Source organism: Ruegeria sp. SAZD013, from assembly GCF_059612525.1.
The window spans coordinates 11,882-36,103 of the sequence record NZ_JBXWQT010000035.1; the positions used below are offsets into that span (position 1 = coordinate 11,882).

Annotated in this window: 15 protein-coding genes; 9 read left to right on the forward strand and 6 right to left on the reverse strand. The window is 59.9% G+C overall.

Going from position 1 to position 24,222, the window contains the following annotated elements; translation table 11 throughout:
- Positions 1–99 precede the first annotated feature (99 nt).
- Positions 100–564: a DUF1203 domain-containing protein gene (locus AC2FLU_RS17060; protein WP_480519548.1), complete on the forward strand. Its 465-nt coding sequence runs from the start codon at positions 100–102 to the stop codon at positions 562–564.
- Here AC2FLU_RS17060 and AC2FLU_RS17065 read toward each other — a convergent pair.
- A complete protein-coding gene (locus AC2FLU_RS17065; protein WP_480555160.1) occupies positions 561–1,553 on the reverse strand; it encodes an ABC transporter ATP-binding protein in 993 nt (330 codons plus the stop codon). The two genes, AC2FLU_RS17060 and AC2FLU_RS17065, sit on opposite strands and share 4 nt — an antisense overlap.
- Before the next feature lie 87 nt (positions 1,554–1,640).
- Between AC2FLU_RS17065 and AC2FLU_RS17070 the strand changes: the two genes are divergently transcribed.
- Together AC2FLU_RS17070 and polA are read left to right on the forward strand one after the other, a co-directional pair.
- Positions 1,641–1,820 carry a zinc-finger domain-containing protein gene (locus AC2FLU_RS17070; RefSeq protein ID WP_267364399.1) on the forward strand — a complete coding sequence of 60 codons (180 nt, stop codon included), beginning with the start codon at positions 1,641–1,643 and terminating at the stop codon, positions 1,818–1,820.
- Positions 1,821–1,946: 126 nt separating this feature from the next.
- Positions 1,947–4,748, forward strand: a complete 2,802-nt coding sequence (polA, locus tag AC2FLU_RS17075; RefSeq protein WP_496808114.1) for a DNA polymerase I — start codon at positions 1,947–1,949, stop codon at positions 4,746–4,748.
- A gap of 43 nt (positions 4,749–4,791) precedes the next feature.
- Here polA and AC2FLU_RS17080 read toward each other — a convergent pair whose 3' ends face one another.
- Both AC2FLU_RS17080 and AC2FLU_RS17085 read right to left on the reverse strand, forming a co-directional pair.
- On the reverse strand, positions 4,792–5,022 hold the full coding sequence (locus AC2FLU_RS17080) for a DUF2798 domain-containing protein (RefSeq protein ID WP_480474477.1): 231 nt from the start codon (positions 5,020–5,022) through the stop codon (positions 4,792–4,794).
- A gap of 62 nt (positions 5,023–5,084) precedes the next feature.
- The gene (locus tag AC2FLU_RS17085; RefSeq protein WP_496808115.1) at positions 5,085–5,840 is read right to left on the reverse strand and encodes a hydroxypyruvate isomerase family protein; all 756 of its coding nucleotides are present in this window, start codon (positions 5,838–5,840) and stop codon (positions 5,085–5,087) included.
- 268 nt (positions 5,841–6,108) lie between these two features.
- Between AC2FLU_RS17085 and AC2FLU_RS17090 the strand changes: the two genes are divergently transcribed.
- Entirely contained in the window at positions 6,109–6,963 is an 855-nt protein-coding gene (locus tag AC2FLU_RS17090; protein WP_480625105.1) for a DMT family transporter, read from the forward strand.
- Here the strand turns inward: AC2FLU_RS17090 and AC2FLU_RS17095 are convergent.
- Entirely contained in the window at positions 6,946–7,521 is a 576-nt protein-coding gene (locus AC2FLU_RS17095; RefSeq protein WP_480625104.1) for a DUF1285 domain-containing protein, read from the reverse strand. The two genes, AC2FLU_RS17090 and AC2FLU_RS17095, sit on opposite strands and share 18 nt — an antisense overlap.
- A gap of 64 nt (positions 7,522–7,585) precedes the next feature.
- Here AC2FLU_RS17095 and AC2FLU_RS17100 point away from each other — a divergent pair, with 64 nt between their 5' ends.
- From AC2FLU_RS17100 to AC2FLU_RS17115, 4 genes are read left to right on the forward strand one after another with little or no spacing between them, the layout of a single operon-like run.
- Complete coding sequence (locus AC2FLU_RS17100) at positions 7,586–8,593, forward strand: AAA family ATPase (protein WP_480519558.1); 1,008 nt, start codon at positions 7,586–7,588, stop codon at positions 8,591–8,593.
- A complete protein-coding gene (locus tag AC2FLU_RS17105) occupies positions 8,590–9,465 on the forward strand; it encodes a DUF58 domain-containing protein (RefSeq protein WP_480623209.1) in 876 nt (291 codons plus the stop codon). Before AC2FLU_RS17100 ends, AC2FLU_RS17105 begins: the two co-directional genes overlap by 4 nt.
- Complete coding sequence (locus AC2FLU_RS17110; protein WP_480519562.1) at positions 9,462–12,224, forward strand: DUF4159 domain-containing protein; 2,763 nt, start codon at positions 9,462–9,464, stop codon at positions 12,222–12,224. The genes AC2FLU_RS17105 and AC2FLU_RS17110 overlap by 4 nt, the downstream gene beginning before the upstream one ends.
- Positions 12,221–14,263: a hypothetical protein gene (locus AC2FLU_RS17115; protein ID WP_496808117.1), complete on the forward strand. Its 2,043-nt coding sequence runs from the start codon at positions 12,221–12,223 to the stop codon at positions 14,261–14,263. Before AC2FLU_RS17110 ends, AC2FLU_RS17115 begins: the two co-directional genes overlap by 4 nt.
- A 20-nt stretch (positions 14,264–14,283) precedes the next feature.
- Here the strand turns inward: AC2FLU_RS17115 and pbpC are convergent, their stop codons facing one another.
- Positions 14,284–16,341, reverse strand: coding sequence for a penicillin-binding protein 1C (pbpC, locus tag AC2FLU_RS17120; protein WP_496808118.1), 2,058 nt, complete (start codon positions 16,339–16,341; stop codon positions 14,284–14,286).
- 36 nt (positions 16,342–16,377) lie between these two features.
- A complete protein-coding gene (locus AC2FLU_RS17125) occupies positions 16,378–21,804 on the reverse strand; it encodes an alpha-2-macroglobulin family protein (RefSeq protein ID WP_496808119.1) in 5,427 nt (1,808 codons plus the stop codon).
- Between the two features lie 115 nt (positions 21,805–21,919).
- On the opposite strand from AC2FLU_RS17125, the gene AC2FLU_RS17130 reads away from it, so the two are divergent.
- A complete protein-coding gene (locus tag AC2FLU_RS17130; RefSeq protein WP_496808120.1) occupies positions 21,920–24,217 on the forward strand; it encodes a response regulator in 2,298 nt (765 codons plus the stop codon).
- Positions 24,218–24,222 lie beyond the last annotated feature (5 nt).

A 24,222-nucleotide genomic window follows, 5' to 3' on the forward strand; every position in this document is an offset into this window, starting at 1 on the left:
ATTATATTCACGTTTTGTTCTTTTTCGAGTCCTTTGCGCAGGAAACGGGTCGATTGGGTCCGGTCACACGGGCATGGTCAGCAAAAAAGGAGATCCGAGATGTTCAAAATCACCGCTTTGCCCACAAACGATGTACGCGCTCTTCAGGCGGGTGGCCCGGATGCATATGGTTCAACGCCGGAGCGCGCTGTGTCGACGGGTACAGGTAACCCGTGCCGCCACTGCCTGCGACATATTCCAGAGGGCGATGAGATGCTGATATTGGCGCATCGGCCCTTTTCAGAGACACATCCCTATGCGGAAACCGGCCCGATCTTTCTGTGTGCAACACCGTGTGAACGGTACGAGGAAGACGCGCTGCCCGAAATTCTGACCAACTCGCCCGACTATCTGATCAAGGGCTACGGTGCGGATGACAGGATCGTCTATGGCACCGGGGCGGTCACGCCGACGGACCAGATCGGCGCAAAAGTCAGGGAAATCTTTTCCCGATCCGACGTCGCCTATATTCACGTGCGGTCTGCGCGGAATAACTGCTATCAGGCGCGAATAGACCGCGCCTAAAGCTTGACCCGGTGGATGCCCCGGCGTGGCTGATCCTGATCATCCGCCGGATGATCCTCGGTACGGGACGAGGTCAGGGCAAGGAATACATCCTCAAGATCGGCCTCTTCGGTGCGGACGTCGCGGATGCGGATATTCGCGGCGCGCACCGATTCCAGAACCTGCTCGGCGCTGGTCTGGATGTTGCGGTATTGCAGGACAAGGCTGCCATCATCGCGGAGAGCTGCCTCGACGCCTTCCGACGCAGGCAGATCAATGATCGGGCTGTCGGGCACAATCACCATAGTGCGGCTATCCATGCGGCCCAAAAGGTTGGCGGTGCTGTCCTGCGCGACCTTTTCACCGTGGTTGATAATGGCGATCTCGTCGCACATCTCCTGCGCTTCTTCCAGGTAGTGGGTGGTCAGGATGATGGTCATGCCCTGTTCGTTCAGCTTGCGAACATTGGCCCAGAGCATCTGGCGCAGTTCGATGTCCACACCTGCTGTCGGCTCATCAAGCACAAGGATTTTCGGGTGATGCACCAGTGCCTTGGCCAACAGTAACCGCCGCCGCATTCCACCCGAGAGAGTGCGGGCATAGGCCTCGGCCTTGTCGCTGAGACCGACCAGTTCCAGAATCCGATCACTGCGCCGTTCGGATTTCGGAACACCATAGAGACCAGCCTGAACCTCAAGCGCGCCGCGCGGGGTGAAAAACGGGTCGAGGTTCAGCTCTTGCGGCATCACACCAATGGCCGATCGTGACTGGCGTGGATTCTGATCCTGATCGAAGCCCCAGATCGCTACGCGGCCCGCCGATTTCACCACCAGACCAGCCAGGATGTTGATCAGGGTCGATTTTCCTGCACCGTTCGGACCCAGCAGACCAAAAACCGAGCCGCGCGGGACGGTCAGGTCAATGCCATTCAGCGCATGTTTCTCGGGCTGACCCTTGCCACCGCGATAGGTTTTGCGCAGCCCTTCGATCCTGATTGCCGCGTCATACATGTGGCACTTGCCCCCGGTTTGATCATCGCTCATAAACGCACCTAATACATGCCCGCGAGGCCGACAACCGAAGAAGGATCGCCAGCCGTGACCATCGAAGCGCCGGAAACCAAGATCGTCGAAACCGCCCGTGTTGCCTGTGATGGCGGCGAAGGTGCGTTGGGTCATCCGCGCGTGTGGCTGCAGATCCCCGAAGACGCGGGCTGGGTCGAGTGCCCCTATTGCGACTGCAAATATGTTCTGGCCGGGCATCAGACTGACGCCTGAGCCCGTGTTGCCCGGTGCGGGCATTGAGTATTTATGAAAAGATGAAGATTACGGCCGTGGTGCGGGTGGCTCTATCGTTGCGCCCGTGGCATTAGTGTTTTCGCAAGTGATCAGAGAGGGCGCGAAATGACCACGAATTTCGGAAAAGGGTGTCACCTGCATCTGATCGATGGATCGGCCTTTATTTTCCGGGCCTATCATGCGCTGCCGCCACTGACCCGCAAGTCGGATGGGTTGCCAATTGGGGCTGTTTCGGGCTTTTGCAACATGCTGCAGAAATATGTCGAGGGAAATACGGGGCCAGATGCGCCGACCCATGTGGCGGTGATCTTTGATAAGGGCTCCCATACCTTCCGGAACGATCTTTACGACCTCTACAAAGCCAACCGCGAGGCGATGCCCGAGGACCTGCGCCCACAGATGCCACTGACCCGTGAGGCGACGAAAGCGTTCAACATCGCCTGCAAGGAGATGGAGGGCTATGAGGCTGACGACATCATCGCGACCCTTGCTGTTCAGGCACGGGATGCCGGTGGCCGCGTGACCATCGTGAGTTCCGACAAGGACTTGATGCAGTTGGTCGGTGACGGCGTCGAAATGCTGGATGCGATGAAGAACAAACGCATTGACCGGGATGGCGTGGTCGAGAAGTTCGGGGTCGGACCGGAACGTGTGGTCGATGTTCAGGCGTTGGCTGGTGATAGCGTCGACAATGTTCCTGGCGCGCCGGGGATCGGGGTCAAGACGGCGGCCTTGCTGATCAATGAATTCGGCGACCTGGAAACCCTGCTGGACCGGGCAGATGAGATCAAGCAGCCCAAACGCCGCCAGACCCTGATCGAAATGCGAGACCAGATCGAGCTTTCGAAGAAACTGGTTCAACTGGATGAGAATACTCCGCTGGATTTCACCTTGGATGACCTTGAGGTGAGGGACCCCGATGCTGACACGCTGTTGGCGTTTCTGGCCGAGATGGAGTTCCGCACCCTCACCAAGCGTATCGCTGACAAGCTGGGGGTTGAGGCTCCGGTGATTGCCGACGCCCCTGCGCCAGCGGTGGAAGAGGTCGAGGCCGAGGTGATCCCGTTTGACAGTTCGAAATACGAATGCGTGCGTGATGCAGCGGCCCTGCAAAAGTGGATTGACCAGGCCTATGAGCGTGGTTGGGTTGCTGTAGACACAGAGACCACGGGCCTGAACGAGATGATTGCCGGTCTGGTGGGTATTTCGCTGTGTGTCGAGGCCGGAGAAGCCTGTTACATCCCGTTGACCCACCGCGATGGATCAGCGGATGATCTGTTTGGGTCGGATGCTTTGGCCGAGGGGCAGATGCCATTGGAAGAAGCCCTGAGGCTTTTGAAACCGATGCTCGAGGATCCGTCGGTCCTCAAGATCGGGCAGAACATGAAGTATGATGCCAAGATCTTCAGGCGGCATGGCATCGACGTGGCACCCCTCGACGATACGATGCTGATGTCCTACGCCATGCATGGCGGTGAGCATGGGCATGGGATGGACACTCTGTCCGAACGTTATCTGATCCACACACCGATCCCGATCAAACCGCTGCTGGGGTCGGGGAAGTCGGCAATCACCTTCGACAAGGTCGCGATTGACGAGGCCACGGCCTATGCCGCCGAAGATGCGGACATCACCCTGCGTTTGTGGCAGCTGTTCAAACCGCAATTGCATCGGGCGCAGGTGACAACGGTCTATGAGACGCTGGAACGGCCGCTTGTGCCGGTGCTGGCCGAGATGGAGATGCATGGCATCAAGGTCGACCGAGATGTCCTGAGCCGGATGTCCAACGCATTTGCCCAGAAAATGGCCGGGTTAGAGGCTGAAATTCACGAGTTGGCCGGGGGAAGCTTTAATGTCGGATCACCCGCTCAGTTGGGCGAAATCCTGTTCGACAAGATGGGTCTGGAAGGCGGGAAGAAAGGCAAGACCGGGAAATACTCGACCGGGGCAGATATTCTGGAAGACCTCGCAACCGAACACGAGTTGCCGCGCCGTGTTCTGGACTGGCGGCAGCTGAGCAAGCTGAAATCGACCTATACCGACGCGCTACAGACCCATATCAACCCCGACACAGGCCGGGTGCATACGTCTTATTCGATCACCGGAGCGAACACGGGGCGTCTGGCCTCGACCGATCCGAACCTGCAAAACATTCCGGTGCGGACAGAAGAAGGGCGGCGTATTCGTGAGGCATTCATCGCCGAGCCGGGCAATGTGATGGTCAGCCTCGACTACAGCCAGATCGAGTTGCGGATTCTGGCCCATATCGCTGATATTTCGGCTCTGAAACAGGCGTTTTCGGACGGGCTGGATATTCACGCCATGACTGCGTCCGAAATGTTTGATGTGCCGTTGGGTGAGATGACGCCTGATATCCGCCGTCAGGCAAAGGCAATCAACTTCGGTGTGATCTACGGCATTTCGGGTTTTGGACTGGCCCGGAACCTGCGTATTCCACGGGCCGAGGCGCAGGGCTTTATTGATCGTTATTTCGAACGTTTCCCAGGCATTCGCAGCTATATGGACGACACAGTCGAATTCGCGAAAGAGCACGGCTATGTGCAAACCCTGTTCGGGCGCAAGATCCACACGCCCGAGATCAATGCCAAGGGGCCACATGCCGGGTTCTCGCGCCGCGCGGCGATCAATGCACCAATTCAAGGTACTGCGGCGGATGTGATCCGGCGCGCGATGGTGCGAATGCCGGACGCGATCGCCGGATTGCCTGCCAGGATGCTGTTGCAGGTTCACGACGAGTTGTTGTTCGAGGTGGCCGAAGATGCGGTGGATCAGGTGATCGACGTGGCCCGTGACGTGATGGAGGGCGCCTCGGACCCTGCGGTCAAGCTGGATGTGAAGCTGGTCGTGGATGCCGGGAAGGGGGCGAACTGGGCCGAGGCGCACTAGCGGCGTTGTTCATCAGGTCTCGGCGGGCTGTGCATGCATCGGGTCAGCCCTGCGGCCTGACCATGCGGTTCACCATTCGTTGCACAGACGGGCCAAACAGCAGGATTACGGTGAAGGCGATAGGCCAGCAAAAAGCCCAGGACGCCATCCAGTCGCCAACTGTTCCAGGGTTAAACCCAATCGCTTTGACCGTCGCGATCCCTGTTACAATCAAGGACATGAGGCCGGACATGATCAGGCTGAAAACGGCACGGGCATAGCGGGCTGGTATCATGGCAGGCATCCTAATGGTCACAATGCCGCTGATGTGCGGTATTTGAATGAAAATTACCAGTGTCAGTCCCGCATCCAGTCAAGTGTGTCGCAGGTGCGTTGTGTTGTGGGTGTGTATTCCGCGCTGACCCAGCCGCTATAACCTACCGCGTCCATGGTCGAGAACAAGGCCTTGAAATCCGTTGGTCCACGACCCGGTTCCGTGCGATCCGGGGCTGCGCCAACTTGGGCATGGACCACCTGCGGATGAAAGCGGTCCCAGACAGCCAGCGCGTCGCCATGAATCATATGAGCGTGAAAGCTGTCAAATTGCAGGCCGACATTCGGGCGATCCACCTGGTTGAGCACATCTGCTGCCAGATCGTAGTCGTTCAAAAAATATCCGGGCTGTGAAACCGGGTTGAGCGGTTCGATGGTGAATTTTTGCTGGGGGGCGAAATCGGCGGCCCATTGCAGGTTTTGCACAAAACAATTCAATGCATCCGTTCCGGTGGCGTATCCGGACATGACGTGGATCAGGCCGGGGCGCAGCACCCCGGCATATCGCAGGACACGGCGGATATCCGACTGGAACCGCGATTGACCGTCGGGGATCGCGGCGTAACCCGGCGCACCGCCGGTGTAGTTGGGCGGTGGCGCGTTGATCAGCACAAGCTCCAACCCGCTGGCAAGCAAGGCGCGGCGGGTTTCCGTCGCGGCGATGTCGTAGGGAAACAAAACCTCGACCGCGGTGAACCCGGCATCTGCCGCCGCCTGAAACCGCTCCAGGTAAGGCATTTCGGTAAACAGAAGCGAAAGGTTGGCGGCAAATCTGGGCATAGGCGGTCAGCGGTTGTGGTTATCCGACCATAACCAAGAGATGATTTTCGGGGAAGGGATCGAAAACGACAGATTGTCGAAAATCGACCAGATCGCCTGCACCGAATCAGCAAGGGTCCGCTCAGCGCGGCGCGTCATTACGGGCGCCGCCTTAACAAAAGGTTCGAATCCAATGGCGATGAGCCCGGAACCCGTACGCGGGGCAACTACCGCTCTGCCCGGCGGTCAAAACTCTGCGTTGTCAGGGAATGGGTTGGCGGTTGCCTCCATGATTACCTGGGCAGCGGGTTTCCCGGCGGCCGAAGTTCTGCTGCAAACCTGGCCCCCTGTTGCATTGCTGACCGCGCGTCTGGTGCTGGCGGTTGCCGTTCTGATTCCGGTCTGGATTCTGCTGGACGGTCCAAGCAGAGTGTTACGCGCCAGATGGGGTCGGGCGATGGTTGTCGGCGGCTTTGGTTTTGGCTTTGCCATGTTTTTGCTGATCGTCGCGCAGAAAATGACGGATCCGGTGACGGTCGCGATCATTGCATCCTGTGCGCCCTTGCTTGCAACAGTACTGGAACTGATGGCAGGAACTCGAAGGCTGAAATGGACCTTTGCGTTGGGTGTTCTGGTGTCGGTTCTGGGTGGATTGATTGCAACCAGCACCGCCGCGCCCGAACAGCTGGGGCTGGGTGCGGTTCTAGCGATCCTTGCAACGGGCCTGTTTTGTTGGGGTAGCATGGCCACCGCGCGCGACTTCCCGGAGCTTAGTCAGATCGGGCGCTGTACGATTACCTTCGTCGGTGGGTTGCTCATGGCCGCGGTGCTGAGTTTTGGAGCGACCCAGCTGGGCATGGATGTGCTGCCAACCGCGGCCATTGATGGACAGCAATGGGGGATGCTTGGGATCTATGCCTTGATATCACTGGGGCTCAGCCAGGTGTTGTTCATCTCGGCTGTGGGAAAGCTGGGCGTGGCGCTGGCTTCGTTTCACATCAATATTGCCCCGTTTTACGTGATGCTGATCATGCTGATGCTGGGGGAGGACTGGAACTGGACCCGTGCGCTGGGCGCGGGCGTTGTCGCTTTGGCCGTCGTGCTGGCTCAGGACCGCGCACCGCGGTCAACCAAGATCGGCTGAAGGGATCAGCGGGAAGAACTGCCCGCCTGACCAGACACCAAACCAGCCCTCATGGTGGCTACCAATCTCGACGAGGCGATAGAAGCTTTTGCGATCTATGCGCGCTTCGAGGTTCGTGCGGATCAGTATGTAGGGTGACGGTTCTTCTGTCTCAGGATCGATAACAATCCGGATCGGATGCGCGGGCCCTGCAACAGCGACGTCGTCCACTTGTGTGCGAAAGGTCAGGTTCTGCGTCTGACCTTCGCCGGTTTGCTCGAAATCCACGGCGATAAACGGCGCGTCTTCGACAGTGATTCCCACCTTTTCAACCGGCGTGACCAGATAGTATTTCCTGTCTTCTTTCTTAAGAATTGAGGAAAAAAGCTTCACAAGCTCGAACCGATTGATGGGCGAGCCTAAATAACTCCATGTACCATCTTTTGCGACACGGATGTCCAGATCGCCACAAAACGGGGGATTCCACAGGTGAACGGGCGGTAAACCCCGGGTTTTGGCGGCTTTTACCGATGCGGCTAATCCGTCGGGCGAGGGTTTCACAGGTTTTTGTCCGCTCATTGCTTTTGCCATTTCCTCTCAGCGCGATACACTTCAATCATATTCGTCCACGGAAGGGAAAGTCATGAACGAACCTGCCGACCTCGTAGCCGAGATCGAAGCGCTGGAAAACAAGCTGCAAGAGGCCAAGGCCTCGATCACCCGCCGCTTCATCGGGCAGGAAAGGGTCGTGGACCTGACTCTGGCTGCGCTTTTGTGCGGTGGTCACGCGCTTCTGATCGGTCTGCCGGGCTTGGGTAAGACACGGTTGGTCGAGACACTGTCGACCGTGATGGGCCTGCATGGCAATCGCATTCAGTTTACGCCCGACCTGATGCCCGCTGACATTCTCGGGTCCGAGGTGTTGGATACGGCCGACGATGGAAGCCGCCATTTCCGTTTCATTCCCGGCCCGATCTTCTGTCAGCTGCTGATGGCGGACGAGATCAACCGGGCAAGCCCGCGAACGCAATCCGCGCTGCTGCAAGCGATGCAGGAGCGTACGGTGACAGTAGCCGGTGAGGACCGTTCCCTTGGTGTGCCATTCCATGTTCTGGCCACGCAAAACCCGATCGAACAGGAAGGCACCTATCCCCTGCCCGAAGCGCAGCTGGACCGGTTTCTGGTGCAGATCGATGTAGAATACCCCGACCGCCAGACCGAACGGGATATTCTGCTGGCCACGACCGGTGTTGAAGAAGACAAAGCGTACCAGATTTTCAGCAAGGAAGAACTGCTGGCTGCGCAGGTCCTGTTGCGTCGGATGCCGGTCGGGGACTCGGTTGTGGAGCTGATCCTTGATCTGGTGCGGGCCTTCCGCCCGGAAGAAGCTGGCGTATCCGAACGGGTTGCCGAAACCGTCGCGTGGGGTCCTGGTCCACGCGCTGCGCAGGCGCTGATGATGACGGTTCGGGCACGTGCGATGTTGCAGGGGCGTCTGGCACCCAATGCCGAGGATGTGCTGGATATGGCGCGCCCGGTGCTTAGCCACCGGATGGCTCTCAACTTTGCGGCACGGGCACGCGGTGACAGTCTGGCTGACCTGATCGACTCGACCGCTGTCGGGTTGATCCGGACCGAGGCGGCGGCGTGAATGCCGCGCTGACCCTTCGCGAAAGATCCGAGGCCGAGGCATCGCGGCTGCCGCCCCTTTTGGCGCGGGCCGAACATCTGGCTGGCACCGTTCTGCTGGGAGACCATGGTCGGCGGCGCTCTGGCATGGGGGATGATTTTTGGCAATACCGCCCTGCGCAGATCGGGGACAGCCGCCGGATGATCGACCACCGTCGTTCGGCGCGTGGAGATCAGCAATATGTGCGGGAACGCGAATGGCAGATCGCGCAATCGGTAATGCTTTGGGTCGATCAGGGGGCGTCGATGCGGTTTGCGTCCGACATATCGTTGCCGACCAAGGCGGATCGCGCCCGGCTATTGGGACTTGCAACGTCCATCTTGCTGGTCCGCGGCGGTGAACGTGTGGGCCTGACAGGGACGACCTTGCCACCCCGGCGTGGCAATGCACAGATCATCCGGCTGGCGCAAGCCTGGTCCGAGGATGATCAATCGGATTACGCGCCACCCGAACATCGCGCCATGATCCCGCATGCCCGTGCCGTGTTCATTTCAGATTTTCTTGGTCCAATGGATGAAGTTGAACTGGCCCTGACCAAAGCTGCCGACCGCGGTGTTCGCGGCGTGATCCTTCAGGTGCTTGATCCGGGAGAAGAGACATTTCCCTATCGTGGACGTACGATTTTCGAAAGCGTCGGTGGGTCCGTCCGACACGAAACGCTCAAGGCGGCAGAGCTGCGGGACCGCTATCTGCAACGCCTCGCCCACCGTAAGGATGCGCTGACGCAACTTTGCCGGGCGACTGGCTGGCAAATGGGCCTGCATCACACGGGCGATAGCGCACAAGCGGCACTGTTGTGGATATACCGTGCGCTGGACGGGGGAACGCGATGACGGTTCTGGCAGGCATCGGCTTTACCGCTCCATGGGTGCTGCTGGGTCTTCTGACCCTGCCGATCCTGTGGCTGATCCTGCGCGCGGTGCCGCCCGCGCCGATCCGCCGGATGTTCCCGGCGGTGACGCTGCTGCTGGGCCTGAAGGATGACGAAAGCGTTTCGGACCGCACGCCGTGGTGGCTCTTGCTGCTGCGGATGCTGGCAGCTGCGGCGGTGATCATAGGTCTGGCCGGTCCGGTTCTGAACCCGTCGCGGGATGAGATCGGGTCCGGGCCGCTGCTGATGGTGCTGGACGCCAGTTGGGCAGGCGCGACCCGATGGTCGGCCACGCTGGATCAGATCGATGCGCAACTGACCGAGGCCGGTCGCGCAGGGCGCACGGTGGCTATCCTGCGCCTGACCGAACCGGAAACACCCGTTTTTCAGGGGGCCGAGGCTTGGCGGGGACATTTGCCGGGACTGATGCCCAACCCATGGCAGCCGACCGAACCTCAGATCGCACAGGCCATTGCGGCGTTAAATTCGATTGATGGGGGGTTTGACACCCATTGGTTCAGTGACCGGCTGGATTATGTGGATCATGCGGCGCTGGTCTCCAGCTTGCAGGCTCGTGGCGATGTCGTGGTGTATCAGGCGGCGTCCCGGCCCATGGCGATCCTGCCAGCGGCTTATCAGGATGGGCTGATCAAAGTGACAGTGCAGCGCGCAGGCCCCGGCCCCGAGGAACGTGTGACAGTATTGGCACAAGGGCGCGACCCGGCGGGAACCGCCCGAGTGCTGCATTCTGTGGAACTGACCCTTGAAGCCGGGGATTCATCGGCGCAGGTCGATCTGGCGCTGCCATCCGAACTCCGCGCCCGGATCACGCGGTTCGAAATCCAGGGCCAAAGGTCCGCCGGGACCGTGACCTTGACCGATGACAGCCTGCGTCGCCGTGAGGTCGCGCTGATTGCCGGGAGTTTGAACCGCGAAGGTCTGGAGCTGCTGTCACCCCTGCATTATCTGACTCAGGTCCTGAGCCCCACGGCGGATTTCGTCGATGGCGGTCTGACTGAGGTTCTGCCCGCCAATCCGGATGTCATTGTTCTGTCAGATGTGGCCCAGATGTCGGAACCTGAAAAGGCGGACCTGATTGAATGGGTCGAACAGGGCGGTTTGCTGCTGCGCTTTGCCGGCCCGCGTATGGCGGCCAGCGATCTTGGGCGTGACACCGAAGACACCCTGCTGCCTGCGCGGCTGCGCAGCGGTGGGCGATCTGTCGGCGGCGCGATGAGCTGGGGTGAGGCCAAGACCCTGGCACCATTCCCCGAAACCTCGCCTTTCTATGGATTGGACATCCCTGATGACGTGGTCGTTTCCACTCAGGTCATGGCGCAACCAGACCCTAACTTGGCGGATCGTGTGATTGCCTCGCTGTCTGACGGCACGCCTTTGGTGACACGTAAGGCGCTGGGATTGGGGCAGGTGGTGTTGTTCCATGTGACCGCCGATGCAGAATGGTCCAGCCTGCCACTGTCGGGCCTGTTCGTTGAAATGCTGGATCGGCTGGCCGTGGCCTCGGCCGCAAAGTCACGGCAAGAGGCTCAGTTACTGGGAACAACATGGGAGCCGGTACAGATCATGGACGGGTTTGGCACATTGTCAGATGCCGGAACCCTGGCCGGTGTCGACGGGGTTGAGCTGATATCGGGCCAGATCGGGCCGGAACTGCGCCCGGGTCTTTATGAAAGTGGCAAGCAGAAGCTGGCGTTGAACGTCGTCTCGGAAGAAACTCAGCTGCGTCCTGTTGTCTGGCCCGCAAATGTGCCGATCAAAGGGCAGGAGGTCAGCACGGAAATGCCGCTCGGCGGTCTGTTGCTCAGCCTTGCGCTGATTTTGCTGACGATCGATGTTATTGCATCGCTTGCTTTGTCGGGCAGGTTGGGTCTGGCCCGGACGACGGCCTTGGCGCTGGCCGGTTTCCTTCTGGTACCCGAAGGTCACGCACAAACGCCTGAGGACACCGAGTTTGCATTGGCTGCGACCCACGAACTGGTATTGGCGCATGTCCTGACTGGCGATGCGCAAGTAGATGATATTGCGCAAGCCGGGTTGCGGGGGCTTGGTCAAACCCTCCTCTATCGCACATCGGTTGAACCGGCAGACCCCATCGGCGTTGATCTGGAACGGGATGAACTGGCGTTCTTTCCGTTGCTTTATTGGCCGATCTCAGCGAACCAGTCGCAACCTTCGGCCGAGGCCTATGTCAAGCTGAACGCCTATCTGCGGTCCGGAGGGATGATCCTGTTTGACACGCGTGATGCGGATATCGCAGGTTTCGGTGCCTCCAGCCCAAATGGCCGCAAACTGCAACAACTGGCCGGGCCGCTGAATATACCCTCATTAGAGCCGATTCCGCGCGATCATGTTCTGACACGCACGTTCTACCTTTTACAGGATTTTCCGGGCCGATATTCAGGCACCGAGGTTTGGGTCGAAGCCGCGCCGCTGGATGCAGAACAGATCGACGGGATGCCCTTCCGCAATCTGAACGACAATGTGACGCCAGTGGTCATTGGCGGCAATGACTGGGCCGGTGCTTGGGCGGTGGATCGCAACGGGCAGGCCCTGTTGCCCGTCGGGCGCGGTTATGCCGGGGAAAGGCAACGCGAGTTGGCCAATCGTTTTGGTGTCAATCTGGTGATGCATGTGCTGACGGGGAACTACAAATCCGATCAGGTTCACGTGCCCGCCCTTCTGGACAGGTTGGGACAATGACAGGAACCGTCATCTTTGATCCGCTGATCCCGTGGGCGATACTGCTTGTCGTGGGTATGATTGCCGTGGCCGGGGTCGCGCTGGCCTTGTGGCGCGGATTGTCGGGATGGGCCTTGCGTGGGTTGGCGGTGCTGGTGATCATCACTGCGCTGTCCGGCCCGGTCTACCAGATCGAGGATCGTGCACCGCTGACAGATATCGTTCTGATGTTCGAGGATGAAAGCGCCAGCCAGACGCTTTCAGACCGGGTGGTACAAACGGCAATGGCCGCAGAAGATCTGGCCGCCGAGATCGAGGCACGCGACAATACAGAACTGCGACGCATCCGGGTCGGCGATGGTGAAGGCGATGAGGGCACGCAGATCATGGCAGCCCTGAACGAAGCCCTGGCGGAAGAGCCGCGCGCGCGCATCGCCGGTATCCTCGTGGTGTCCGACGGGATTGTGCATGATGTCGATCAGGCCCTGGATCTGCCCGCACCGATGCACCTGCTGCAAACGGGGCGGGAAAGCGACTGGGATCGCAGGCTTATTGTCCGAAACGCCCCTGCTTTCGCCATCATTGGTGAATCGGTGACGTTGACCCTGCGCGTGGAGGACAGCGGAGCAGCCCCTGCAGGTGCAACATCAGCGCCGTTGGAAATTTCGGTGGATGGGGGCGAGCCCGAGCAGTTCAGCATTCCAATCGGTCGCGATGTCGAACTGCCCGTCACTTTGCCCCATGGTGGGCGCAACGTGATCCAGTTTTCTGTCCCTCAGGCTGAAGGCGAGTTGACTGATCGCAACAACACGGCCCTGATCCAGATGAACGGCGTAAGGGACCGCCTGCGTGTGCTGCTGGTCTCGGGTGAACCGCATCCGGGTGGTCGCACGTGGCGTAACTTGTTGAAATCTGACAGTTCTGTTGATCTGGTGCATTTCACTATCCTGCGCCCGCCTGAAAAGCAGGACGGTGTGCCCGTTGACGAGCTGTCGCTGATCGCCTTTCCGACTCGCGAGTTGTTTCTGGAAAAGATCAACGATTTCGACCTGATCATCTTTGACCGCTACAAGCGGCGCGGGATTCTGCCTGCGATCTATCTGGACAATGTCACAAGCTACATCAACGAAGGCGGCGCGGTCCTGGTTGCCGCCGGTCCCGATTTCGCCGGTGCCGACAGCATCTTCCGCTCTCCCTTGGCGCCAGTTCTGCCGGCCCAGCCAACCGCGCGGGTGATCGAGGAACGATATGTGCCGATGGTCAGTGATCTGGGGCATCGTCACCCGGTCACGACCAATCTTGGAGAGTCCGAGGATTGGGGGGCGTGGTTGCGTCAGATCGACGTGAAACACCGCTCGGGCGACGTGCTGATGACCGGGGTCGAGGATCGTCCGCTGCTTGTCCTGAACCGTGTTGGCGAAGGGCGCGTTGCGATGCTTGCGTCCGACCACGCCTGGCTTTGGAGTCGCGGTTTCGAAGGAGGTGGCCCGCAGCTGGAGCTGTTGCGCAGGCTGGCCCATTGGATGATGAAAGAACCGGAACTTGAAGAAGAGGCGTTGTGGGCCGAGGCCAACGGTCAGTCCATGCGCATCATTCGTCAGACGCTTGGGACAGAGGTCGGCCCTGTAACAGTCACCTTGCCGAATGGCGAGACGTTGGAGATTACTTTGAAAGAGGTTTCTCCGGGTCGGTTTGAAGCGCAGTATTACGGCCCTGAGATCGGCCTTTATCGCTTGCAGGAAGGTGACCACATGGCTGTGATCGGCCTTGGCCCTGCTGCACCGAAAGAGTTCGAGCGTACCATCGCGACAGGTGATGTCCTCGAACCGGTGCTGGCCGGGTTGCGGGGCGGTGTGATCCGATTGGAAGATGGGCTGCCATCGATCCGCAACGTGCGCGCAGGACGCCCCGCCGCCGGTCGGGGCTGGATCGGTCTGACCCCACGCAACGCGTATGAAACGCGGGATGTCACGCAGGCCGGGTTGCTGCCACCCTGGCTTGTCTTGCTGCTGGCTGGGGGGTTCCTGCTAGGCGGTTGGCTGCGGGAAGGGCGGCGTTAACGCTGGCCCGTTGCTGTTTTTTAACGGGAACCGGGCGCGCTCTGGTCGATCCGGAACGAGGCCCGGTCGGATTGGCCCTGTGCATCCACCACAACAAGTGAGGTAAACCCGGGTCCGGGATTGGGAATTTCGAATTCTCGCTGCCGTTGCCCGGTCAATACAGGCACGCCGTTAGTCAGAACGGAAAACGGCCCGACACCACCGCGTAGTTTCACTGTCAGAGGGCTACCGAAAGTCTCTAACAGAGCGTTTTCCGGTGGAAACAACAGATCAGGTGCGGTTTGGTCCGTTTCGAAAGCCGCCGCGCGGGGCCGGAAACGTTGCAACGGTTGCGGCAATTGTGCTGCGCCAACCAACAGTGTTGATGGCGGCGGTGGGCGCAGGGGCGTGAGTTCGGGTTTCAACAGACCAAAAGCCTCGGTCAGAAGCGGCGCGGCAACGCCGCCTCCGAATGCGCCGGGAACAGGTGTGCCATCCGCGCGTCCCAGCCAGACCCCGATGACATGCTGCCCGTCAAAGCCAATGGCCCAGGCATCGCGGTGCCCATAAGAGGTTCCCGTTTTGAAGGCCAGCGCCCCTGAAGTGCTGCCCGTGGGTGCTGTGATCCCGGACAAGATATCCGCAATCTGCCATGCTGAGTTTTCGGACAAAACACGAGAGGTGAGCCGTGCATCAGCCAGGGTGTCATGGCGCAGGATCGGGCCTTGCCCACCAGCGGCCAGCGTCACGTAGATCTGTACGAGATCATGCAGGCTCAGCCCGACGCCACCCAAGGATATTGCCAATCCGGGTGTACCACTGCTCAGGCGCGGTTCTGATCCTGCTGTCCGCAGTGCCGCCATTACGCGCGCGGGGCCCAGCTCGTGCGTCAGGCGTACGACAGGGATATTCAGTGACAATTGCAGCGCGTCCCGAACCCTTACATCGCCCCGGAAAACGCCATCGAAGTTTCGCGGGGCGTAGCGCCCGAACATCACCGGGCTGTCGCTGATCAGGGTTTCCGGATGGGCCAGCCCCTGATCGAATGCCAGCCCGTAAACCAGAGGTTTCAGCGTCGATCCGGGCGACCGCACGGCTTGCGTCATATCCACGAAACCTTGTCGCGCATCCCGATACCCGGCAGACCCGACCGAGGCCAAAATCTTGCCGTCGCGATGATCTGCTGCGATCAGGGCTCCGGACACGCGCGGCCCTATGCGCGCCGCGGCCCGAGCGACCAAAGTTTCCAACCGGGCTTGCACCTCTGCATCCAGGGTCAGATCAAATACACCGTTTGCAAGGGTTTGGCCTTTCACGCGGTCGGTCAGATGGGGTGCAAGGCGCGGGAACGGGACCGTTCGATCAGGAATGGTCTCCGTCAGGGCTGCGCGCATCTCAGCCTTGGTCAATACGCCGTAGCGCTCCAACCTGCGCAAAATCCGATCTCGGGCAATTTGGGCTGCCTCGGGTCTGCGATCCGGACGTCGCGCTTCCGGGGATTGCGGCAAAGCGATCAGTAGGGCCGCCTGTGCGGCAGTCAACCGGGTCGCTTCTTTGCCGAACCATGCGCGGGCACCGGCACGGATACCTTCCAGATTGCCGCCATAGGGGGCATGGGTCAGGTAGAGGTTCAGGATCTGTGTCTTGCTCAGCTGCCGCTCCAATGCCAATGCGACTCTAATCTGGCGAAATTTGCCACTCCAGCGTCCGGTCGATCCATCTTCGATCAGCCGCGCGACCTGCATGGTCAGAGTTGAACCGCCTGAAACCGCGCGCCCATTCCAAAGGCTTTGCCCGGCTGCGCGCAGCAATGCGACAGGGTCCACGCCCGCGTGGGTCCAGAAACGCTTGTCTTCGTACCGGAGCAGCATGGCGGTGAAATTGGGATCGACCGCACCGGGTTGCAGCCTCCAGATGCCATCTGCAACCGGAAACACGCGCAGGAGGTCACCGTTACGATCCCGTATCTCGACCGAAGTTTCAGTCAGAACAGGCGGCAGCACTGTGGCGTCGACCCAGCGGTCAACGCCATCCCGCGCCAATGCCGCCAGATAGAGAGCGCCGGCCAACGCAAATAACAGGCGCGGCACCCTAGGCATGAGCGCCGCCCAAACAAGGATATGAACGATGGCCGGTCACTGCACCTCGACCCGTCCCGTCGCCGTTCGTGCGCGGTTCTGGGGGCGATACATATCTTCGACCGAGGCCGCCGGATGGTGGAACACGCCCGGTGTGACGGCACGGGCGACGTAAGCCAGCGTCACGGTCTGGCGCCCCGACAGGTCAACCGCAGCCAGGAACCTGTCCGATCGGAACTCGGTATGCGTGGCATCAGACAGATTCAACCAGTCCAGCGACCGTACATCGCCCGATCGCAGCAGGTTCGGGTTGTCAATCTCGATCCCGGCGGCAAGAGGATCGTCTACCATCAGACGCGCCCCACCGCTTTCAAACGGCGTGACCGTCAGAACCGTGACGAACCGGTCCCCCACGGCAAATCGGCCCGCGTCAATCAGATCGCCGTCCATCGAATAATACTGCCGTTCGATTGCATAGCCGGTGCCACCGGCCCCAGGCGGATCTTCGGGAATTCCGGTCACCGTCAGGGTGATATCGGTTGCCTGACCGTCGGTCGCAGTGATGTTGACCTCTTCCGCCTGCCCGGATTGCAGAACCTGAACAAAGGGGCCGGATACTGACACGCCATTGACCGTCAAACCGGAGCCGGACGGATCAGACACCAGCGCGTGCGCCGCCAGCAGGGACCATGTGGCCTCTTGCGTGGACAGGGGAGTGCGGCCCGTGCTTACCCGTTGGATCAATGCGTTGCGGTCAATCGCCTCGCTGCCCGCATCTACCGCCAGAGTCAGCAGGCCCGCCGCATCCCGCAGGCGGGTGCCGTAATCCGCGCGCCAGTGGTTTTCCTGATCGTTCGGCACCTGTTGCAGCATCCGCGCCGCACGGACGAACATCGCGTCTGCGCGGGTCTGGTCCCCGTACGAGGCCAGCGCAGCGCCCAGTTGCGCTGCAGCCAACGGCGTGTCGAAAGCATCCCCTTTGACATCCGCATAATAGCGCAGATCGCCCATCGCCGCCGCGCCTTCCCGCGCCAGAACCATCAGGGCATAAGCGATATCCTGACCACCTTCGTCAAAATCCGGCGCATAATTGACCCGATTGCGCAGGTTATCCATGGCCTGCGCAAAAGCCTGATCCGGCACCGGGTGTCCCTGCACGCGGGCGCGTGACAGGAAATCGGTCACATAGGCGTCCAGCCAGAAATCACCGCTGCCTGCGCGCCACAGGCCAAAGGCACCGTTTGCAGCCTGACGAGTCAGGATACTTCGGATCGAGTCCGTGATGCGCTGATCCACCTCCGGGCTATTGCCCAGCCCCGAGGCCTGCGCGACAGATGACAGGTAAAGCAGCGGCAGTGCCTTGCTGGTGATCTGCTCGGTGCATCCATAAGGGTAACGGTTCAACTGATCCAGCAGGCCGGGCATATCGAACTTTGCCAGCGCTCCGGCTGACAGGATGGCCTTGGCTGAGCCGGGTTGAAACCCGTCAAAAACATCCTGCGAAAACAGAAAGCTGTCACCCGCACCCAGCGAAAAGCGCCGTGTCCGGGCAATTACGGGATCGTTGGCCCGCACCGGCATCCGCAGGGTTTGCGACAGATCGCGCCCATCTGGCGTGGTGATGGAAACGCTGATCTCTGGATTGCCGATGACATGGGCCGTTACAGGGATGTCGAACACCGCTTTGCCACCATCCTCCAGCAGAAAGCGTGCCGGTACCGGGCTCAGTTCCAGCCCACCGGTGGTGGTCAGGCCAAGCGCCATGTCTCCGGATGCACCATCCGCATGGACAATCTCAAGCCGCATCCGGCTTTGATCGCCGGGGGCCAGAAACCGCGGCAAGCTGGCCGTAACCACCACCGGGTCGCGGACGATCATGTCAGCCTCGGCCTGCCCGACGGCTTTTTGTGACCACGCGACGGCCATCAGGCGGACCGTACCATTGAAGGCGGGCAGAGGGATGTCGACCTCAACCTCGCCACCCACACCGACCTGAACCGGGCCGCTGAACACTGCCATCAGATCTTGCGTCGGTGGCGGGGACTGGCGGCGCATCCCGTTGTCATTGTCGCCGCCAGAGCGAACTGTACCTATCGTTCCGTTCATGCCGTCGATCAACCGCCCGTAAACATCACGCAGGTCCACACCCAGCCGGCGTTGCCCGAAATAGTACTCTTGCGGGTTTGGGCTTTCGAACTCCGTCAGGTTAAGGATGCCCACATCCACAGCGGCAAGGGTTAGCCAGACTGGATCATCGCTTGTAACATTTTCGACCCTAACAAGGGCCTTCTGTGTATGACGGGGTGAGGTAACCTCGGGCACCTCAATGGCAACCGACAGCGTGCGATCCGCAGGATCAATGGCGGCATAGGCGACGCCCATGGCGCGTGCCGGGTTCTGACCGGCCGCAACATCCATTGGTCGGATCACTGTGGCCGTGACATAGGCACCTGCACCCCAATCTTCTGTCACCTCTATCGGGATAACTGTCTCGCCTTCCGGCACGGCAACCATTTGGCGATGGATCAGGCGGTTCGACAGCACCTCGACCTGGGCGATACCTGCCATGCGCGGAACGATGCGCAGTTGTGCGGTTTCCCCGGCCCGATAGCTGTCGCGATCCAGCGACATCTCAAGCCGGTCAGGCGTGGTCGAAGCATCTGCGGCCTGATACCAGCCTGCATGGAAATCGACAGCGGTTTCCGTAAAGGTGCCGTCTACGCGTTGAACCACCAACTCGTAACGGCCCCAGTCCACGGGCTGGGACAACGTCAAAGGGTTAGTGGCGACGTCAACGTCTCCGGTGGCAACGCGAGTGCGTCGGGTTGTCGGTTCCCAATTCCAGTTTCCGTAAAGCTGATACCATTGATACCGCGTTTCGATCTTGTTCAGCGTCCAACGCATGCGCATCGGGCTGGGGGTCAGGTCGGGTGCAAGGCCAATGATCTGAAATGCGGCCTCGGTACCTTCGGGGATTACGTCCTCGAACATGGGTTTGACACCGATCACAGGTTGCGACGGCAGGACAGGAACGCTCAGGCGACGTTCAACAGGGCGGCCCGAGCCATCGGCCAGTCGCGCAATAACCTCGGCTTCAATTGGCTGCCCTTCCGTCTCTAATGCAGGGATTTCAACAGCTATGGATGCTTTGCCGTTTGCGTCTGTGCGCGTGTCACCGAAATAGGTGCTTTTGATCGATGTCTCGGCGTCATAGCGGCCAAAGCGATACCCCTCGTAGCCTGGCACTGTGTCCGCCGGGCGTCCGATAACCTGACCGTCTATGCTCAGGTCGGACCCCGGCGCACCAAACAGATAGCGCGCGTCGATCGAAAGCGGTGGGCTGTCGCCGGGACGCAGGGGCGCGTCCGGCAGGTTCAGCTCAAAATCGATACGTTCCGGCAGGAAGTCTTCTACCAGCACTGTTTGTCGCGCCAGCGCATCGCCTTTGGGATCAGATCTGATCTCGATCCGCCAAGCGCCGCGTGGTGCATCTGCCGCAACAGGCAGACGAAAGATATGCCCCCCGGCGATGCCGCCATCCGAGACGGTTCGGCGGTATTCCACGCCGTCAGGGCGATACAGAATTGCGGTTAGGGGCAGACCCTCGATAGCCTGCGCCTCACCATCGCGCGACAGGGCGGTGAGGTGGATCACCTCTCCCGCCCGGTAAGCGCCGCGATCCGTGGCTAGAAAAACATCGACCGGCCCCGCGGGCGCACGCCCTTCAACACCGCGATCTGACAGGTCAAAAGCAGGATCGGTCAGGGATAGAAAGCTGAAATCGCTGTCCCCGGTCGACGCCATCACCAGTGCAGGCGCGCTGGCCCCCTTGCCGCGCGTCAGACCGGGGTCGAACCGGACATAACCTGATTCATCCGTCCGCGCTTGGGTGATGACCGCATTTGCGCTTGTGACCAGTGAAACCTCGACACCAGCACGGGGAGCCGCGTCGCTCAGCCCGCGCACCGTGACGTGCAGCCCATCGGTGCCAAGCACGCTGCTGATCCCAAGATCGGACAGAACAAACCATTGCGTCGCGCCCGGGTCGTCATAGGGATCGGCCCCCGGAACACGGGCGGTCAGCGCATAGATGCCAGCGGGCTGATCCGCGATCGCTTCTGCCATGGGCAGGCGCGCAGTCATGGTCTGATTCAGTTCGTTGGCCACTTCGGCGGTGCCGGTCCAGATATCCTGGGCAATTTCATCGGAAAATTCTGCTTCCTGCCATTCACTGAGCGGGCGGCCGAAGAAATCCTGCTGAACCGCGCGCAACAGGTTCCGGTCGCTGACCCTCCGCAGGATCAAATCCAGCTCGGTGACGTTGACTGTTTCAACAGGCAAAGCGGCGTCAGCGGATTTCGGCAAAACGTAGCTGCGCCCGGGAAACCGGACCGAAGGCGCCCGGTCGCGCACGTAATGGGCAAGCTCAACATTGCGGTTCAGCGCCTCGCCCGAGGCGGAGGGCAAGCCTTCGCGTAGCGTCAGGCGATAACGCTGACCATGGGCGACACCGTCAACGCAAAGCTGCCTGCCCTCAGCCTGTACCACCAACCCGTCATCATTGCGCTGGACAAACGGGTCATAGTCGACCCCTGCCTTGACCAGCGGTTCCGAAAACTCAACACAGATCCGCGGCGCGGCGGCGTCGCTTTCAACAGAACTGTCGACCACGCGAAACCCGTATTTCCCGATGGCATCATTCAGCGCGACCAGTACATCCTCGCGTGGTTGGATTTCCTGGGCCAGCCGCAGCACGGGGATCATATCGCGCCCGCGCTCGACCTCTTCCAGGGCGCGGGCCAATGTCATCAGGGCGGCAATCTGCGTGCCGGGAGCGTCCGCGCGCAAATAGCCATTGGTTGCGGCATTCAGCGCACGGTTGTGCAGATCGCGCCCTTCACTCCGGTCCGTAGGGTTTATCGCCAATAACAAGCGCGCGTATTCCACCCATAGATCGGGCGCGTCACTGAGCGATACGGCCACACCAGTCCAAATCATTGCCAGTCGCGGGCTGCCGGCGCTGCGTGCCGCGTCCAGAACAACCTGCAGGTCGTTACCTTGCGCCATATGAACAAAGCCCAGATCGCGCGCCTGATCAACGGCTTGCTTCAGGTCGGCGGCACCAAGTGCGCTTAACGCGTTTGCACGCGCATCAGCCAATGCTTGGGTCTGATCTGGGGTAGTTACTTTCTGCGCAGATACTGCCCCCTGATAGGCCTCTTGCCGGTTTACACCGCTTTTTGGAAAACAGGCATTGGATCGGGTGTTGTAGGTTAACGCAGTGCAAAGCGTATTGGCGGAACAGGCCTGAATGCAGGACTTCAGATCGGTATCGAAAAGGGCATCCAGATCCGAGCCGTAAAAATCTGCGTCCCGCGTCGTGACATAGCGGAAATCAGGCACTGCATCCTGCGCCTGGGTGGCGCTGGGCAAGACTAAAAGTGAAATGATGTAAGTTATTGAAATAAAAACAAAGCGGCGCATGGTGCCCTCCTCTTTGGGCACAGCGTTGCATGGCGTGCGCCTGTTGTGCAACGGCTTAAACAGTTTTTCATCCTCTGCCGGGATGCTGTGCGCAGAGCGTTCTGGAATCAATCAAATGACTCTTGCACATAAATTGGCACAGGAACGGCGCGCGCGTTTGGCAGCTGAACGGATGCTGGCCCTGAAACAGGCCGAGCTTTCGGCAGCCAATCGCAAACTGGGTCAACATGCCATGGCATTGACCAAACGAATTGGCGAAACGCAGGCTGAGGTTGAAACCGTTCGGGATGAAAACGAAAAGGTCAAATCCGACCTCTGCGTGGCCAACGCCAAGATCGAGGTTGCCGAACGCCGCTTGTGGCACTCGATTCAGACAATTCAGGACGGGTTTGCCTTTTTTGACGGTGACAACCGGCTGATCGGCGCAAACACCGCGTATCTGAGCGTTTTTGAAGGTCTGGACGAAGTCGCGCCGGGAATATCATACCCGCGTATTCTGCATTTGCTGACGTCAGAAGGTATTGTCGATATCGGGGACGAATCCGCGGAAGACTGGCAGGACAGAATGCTGGCCCGCTGGAGCCGCGCCAACCCGCCTCCAATCGTTATGCAGCTTTGGAACGGTCACTATATCCGCCTGATCGACCAGCGCGGCAGCGGCAATGATATGGTGAGCCTTGCTCTCAACATCACAGCGTCGGTCCGGCATGAAATCGAGCTTAAGGCGGCGCGCGAGCGAGCCGAAGCGGCAAACCGGGCCAAGTCGGCCTTTCTGGCCAATATGAGCCATGAAATCCGTACTCCGATGAACGGCATCGTTGGCATGTCCGAATTGCTGGACGAGACAACGCTGGACGAAGAGCAGCGGCTATACGTCAACACGATCCGAAATTCGGGCGAGGCGTTGCTGGTCATCATCAACGACGTGCTGGATTATTCCAAGATTGAGGCGGACAAGCTGGCTCTGCACCCGGAGCAGTTCGATCTTGAACGCTGCATTCTTGAGGTTGCGATGCTGCTACAGCCCAGTGCGCGCGATAAAGGCCTGACATTGCTGGTTGATTACGACTTGTTCTTGCCAACCCTTTTTGTGGGCGATCCTGGTCGGATACGGCAGGTTCTGACCAATCTGGTCGGCAACGCCGTCAAGTTCACCTCCGAAGGGTATGTGCTGGTCCGGGTGACAGGGGTGCCCAATCCGGATGCGCAGATCTGTGATATCCATGTTGCGATCGAAGATACCGGTATTGGCATCGACGCAGAAAAAACCGGCCATATTTTTGGCGAGTTCAATCAAGTCGAAGACGAGCGTAACCGCCAATTTGAAGGCACCGGGCTTGGCCTTGCCATCACCAAGCGGCTGATCACCTTGATGGGTGGCACGGTCTGGGTCGAAAGCGAGCCGGACCAGGGATCCTGTTTCGGTTTTCGCGTGACACTGCCCACGGTAGAAGGCCCGCGACCCGAACCTCCGAACCTGGCGGATTGTTTGAAACATGTCCTGCTGGTCGAAGATCTTGCCGTGAACCGGGCCATTCTTGCCAAACAGCTTGGGCGACTGGGGGCTGAGGTGACGGTTTGCACGTCGGGGACCGAGGCGCTGTCACAGATGAATGATCAGATTGATCTGGTTCTTTGTGACCACGATCTGCCGGATATGGATGGGCTGGATCTTGCGGTCGCGCTCAGGGATCGCGGGTGGGGTGACATTCCGGTGGTCGTGATGTCTGCAAGCCCCGGTTTGATTCACGCGCATCCTGCCCGTGACCTGATCGACGGTGTCTTGCAGAAACCCATCCCTCGATCCGAGTTGTATGGCAGGCTGATGGCACTCGACGGCAAATCGTTGGAAAGGGGCGCTCTGGATGTGGACAAAACAGTCTCTAAAAAGCAAGATTCTGAATCTGTGCACCCCCGACACATGAGGGTTCTTGCCGCCGAGGACAACCGCACTAACCAATTGATCCTGAAGAAGATGGTCAAGGATCTGAATATCGATCTTCGCTTTGCCTCGAATGGGATTGAAGCGGTTGAGATCTATCAGGAGTTCGAGCCAGATCTGATCTTCATGGATATTTCCATGCCGAAGATAGACGGCAAACAGGCAACAGCGGAAATTCGCAGGCTCGAGGTTTCAACTGGTCACCACGTTCCAATCGTTGCCCTGACGGCCCATGCCATGGCGGGGGATGATCAGGGAATTCTGTCAGCCGGCTTGGACCACTACCTGACCAAACCGCTACACAAGAACCGCATTCACCAGATGATCCTGCAACACCAACCCGATTGCGTCTGCTCGGTCGCAGACACCATGCCCGGCGCCAAAGCCCGGCGTGAGCGTGGCGCAAACCCGGACCCAACCTCGCCTGGCGGACTCTTCAGGCGATTAACACCGGGTTGCAAGTTCAAGTGACCTGG

Coding starts and splice junctions, on each gene's coding strand:
- AC2FLU_RS17060 (WP_480519548.1), top strand. CDS start 100: ATGTTCAAAATCACCGCTTTGCCCACAAACGATGTACGCGCTCTTCAG.
- AC2FLU_RS17065 (WP_480555160.1), bottom strand. CDS start 1,553: ATGTATGACGCGGCAATCAGGATCGAAGGGCTGCGCAAAACCTATCGC.
- polA (WP_496808114.1), top strand. CDS start 1,947: ATGACCACGAATTTCGGAAAAGGGTGTCACCTGCATCTGATCGATGGA.
- AC2FLU_RS17080 (WP_480474477.1), bottom strand. CDS start 5,022: ATGATACCAGCCCGCTATGCCCGTGCCGTTTTCAGCCTGATCATGTCC.
- AC2FLU_RS17085 (WP_496808115.1), bottom strand. CDS start 5,840: ATGCCCAGATTTGCCGCCAACCTTTCGCTTCTGTTTACCGAAATGCCT.
- AC2FLU_RS17090 (WP_480625105.1), top strand. CDS start 6,109: ATGATTACCTGGGCAGCGGGTTTCCCGGCGGCCGAAGTTCTGCTGCAA.
- AC2FLU_RS17095 (WP_480625104.1), bottom strand. CDS start 7,521: ATGAGCGGACAAAAACCTGTGAAACCCTCGCCCGACGGATTAGCCGCA.
- AC2FLU_RS17100 (WP_480519558.1), top strand. CDS start 7,586: ATGAACGAACCTGCCGACCTCGTAGCCGAGATCGAAGCGCTGGAAAAC.
- AC2FLU_RS17110 (WP_480519562.1), top strand. CDS start 9,462: ATGACGGTTCTGGCAGGCATCGGCTTTACCGCTCCATGGGTGCTGCTG.
- AC2FLU_RS17115 (WP_496808117.1), top strand. CDS start 12,221: ATGACAGGAACCGTCATCTTTGATCCGCTGATCCCGTGGGCGATACTG.
- pbpC (WP_496808118.1), bottom strand. CDS start 16,341: ATGCCTAGGGTGCCGCGCCTGTTATTTGCGTTGGCCGGCGCTCTCTAT.
- AC2FLU_RS17125 (WP_496808119.1), bottom strand. CDS start 21,804: ATGCGCCGCTTTGTTTTTATTTCAATAACTTACATCATTTCACTTTTA.
- AC2FLU_RS17130 (WP_496808120.1), top strand. CDS start 21,920: ATGACTCTTGCACATAAATTGGCACAGGAACGGCGCGCGCGTTTGGCA.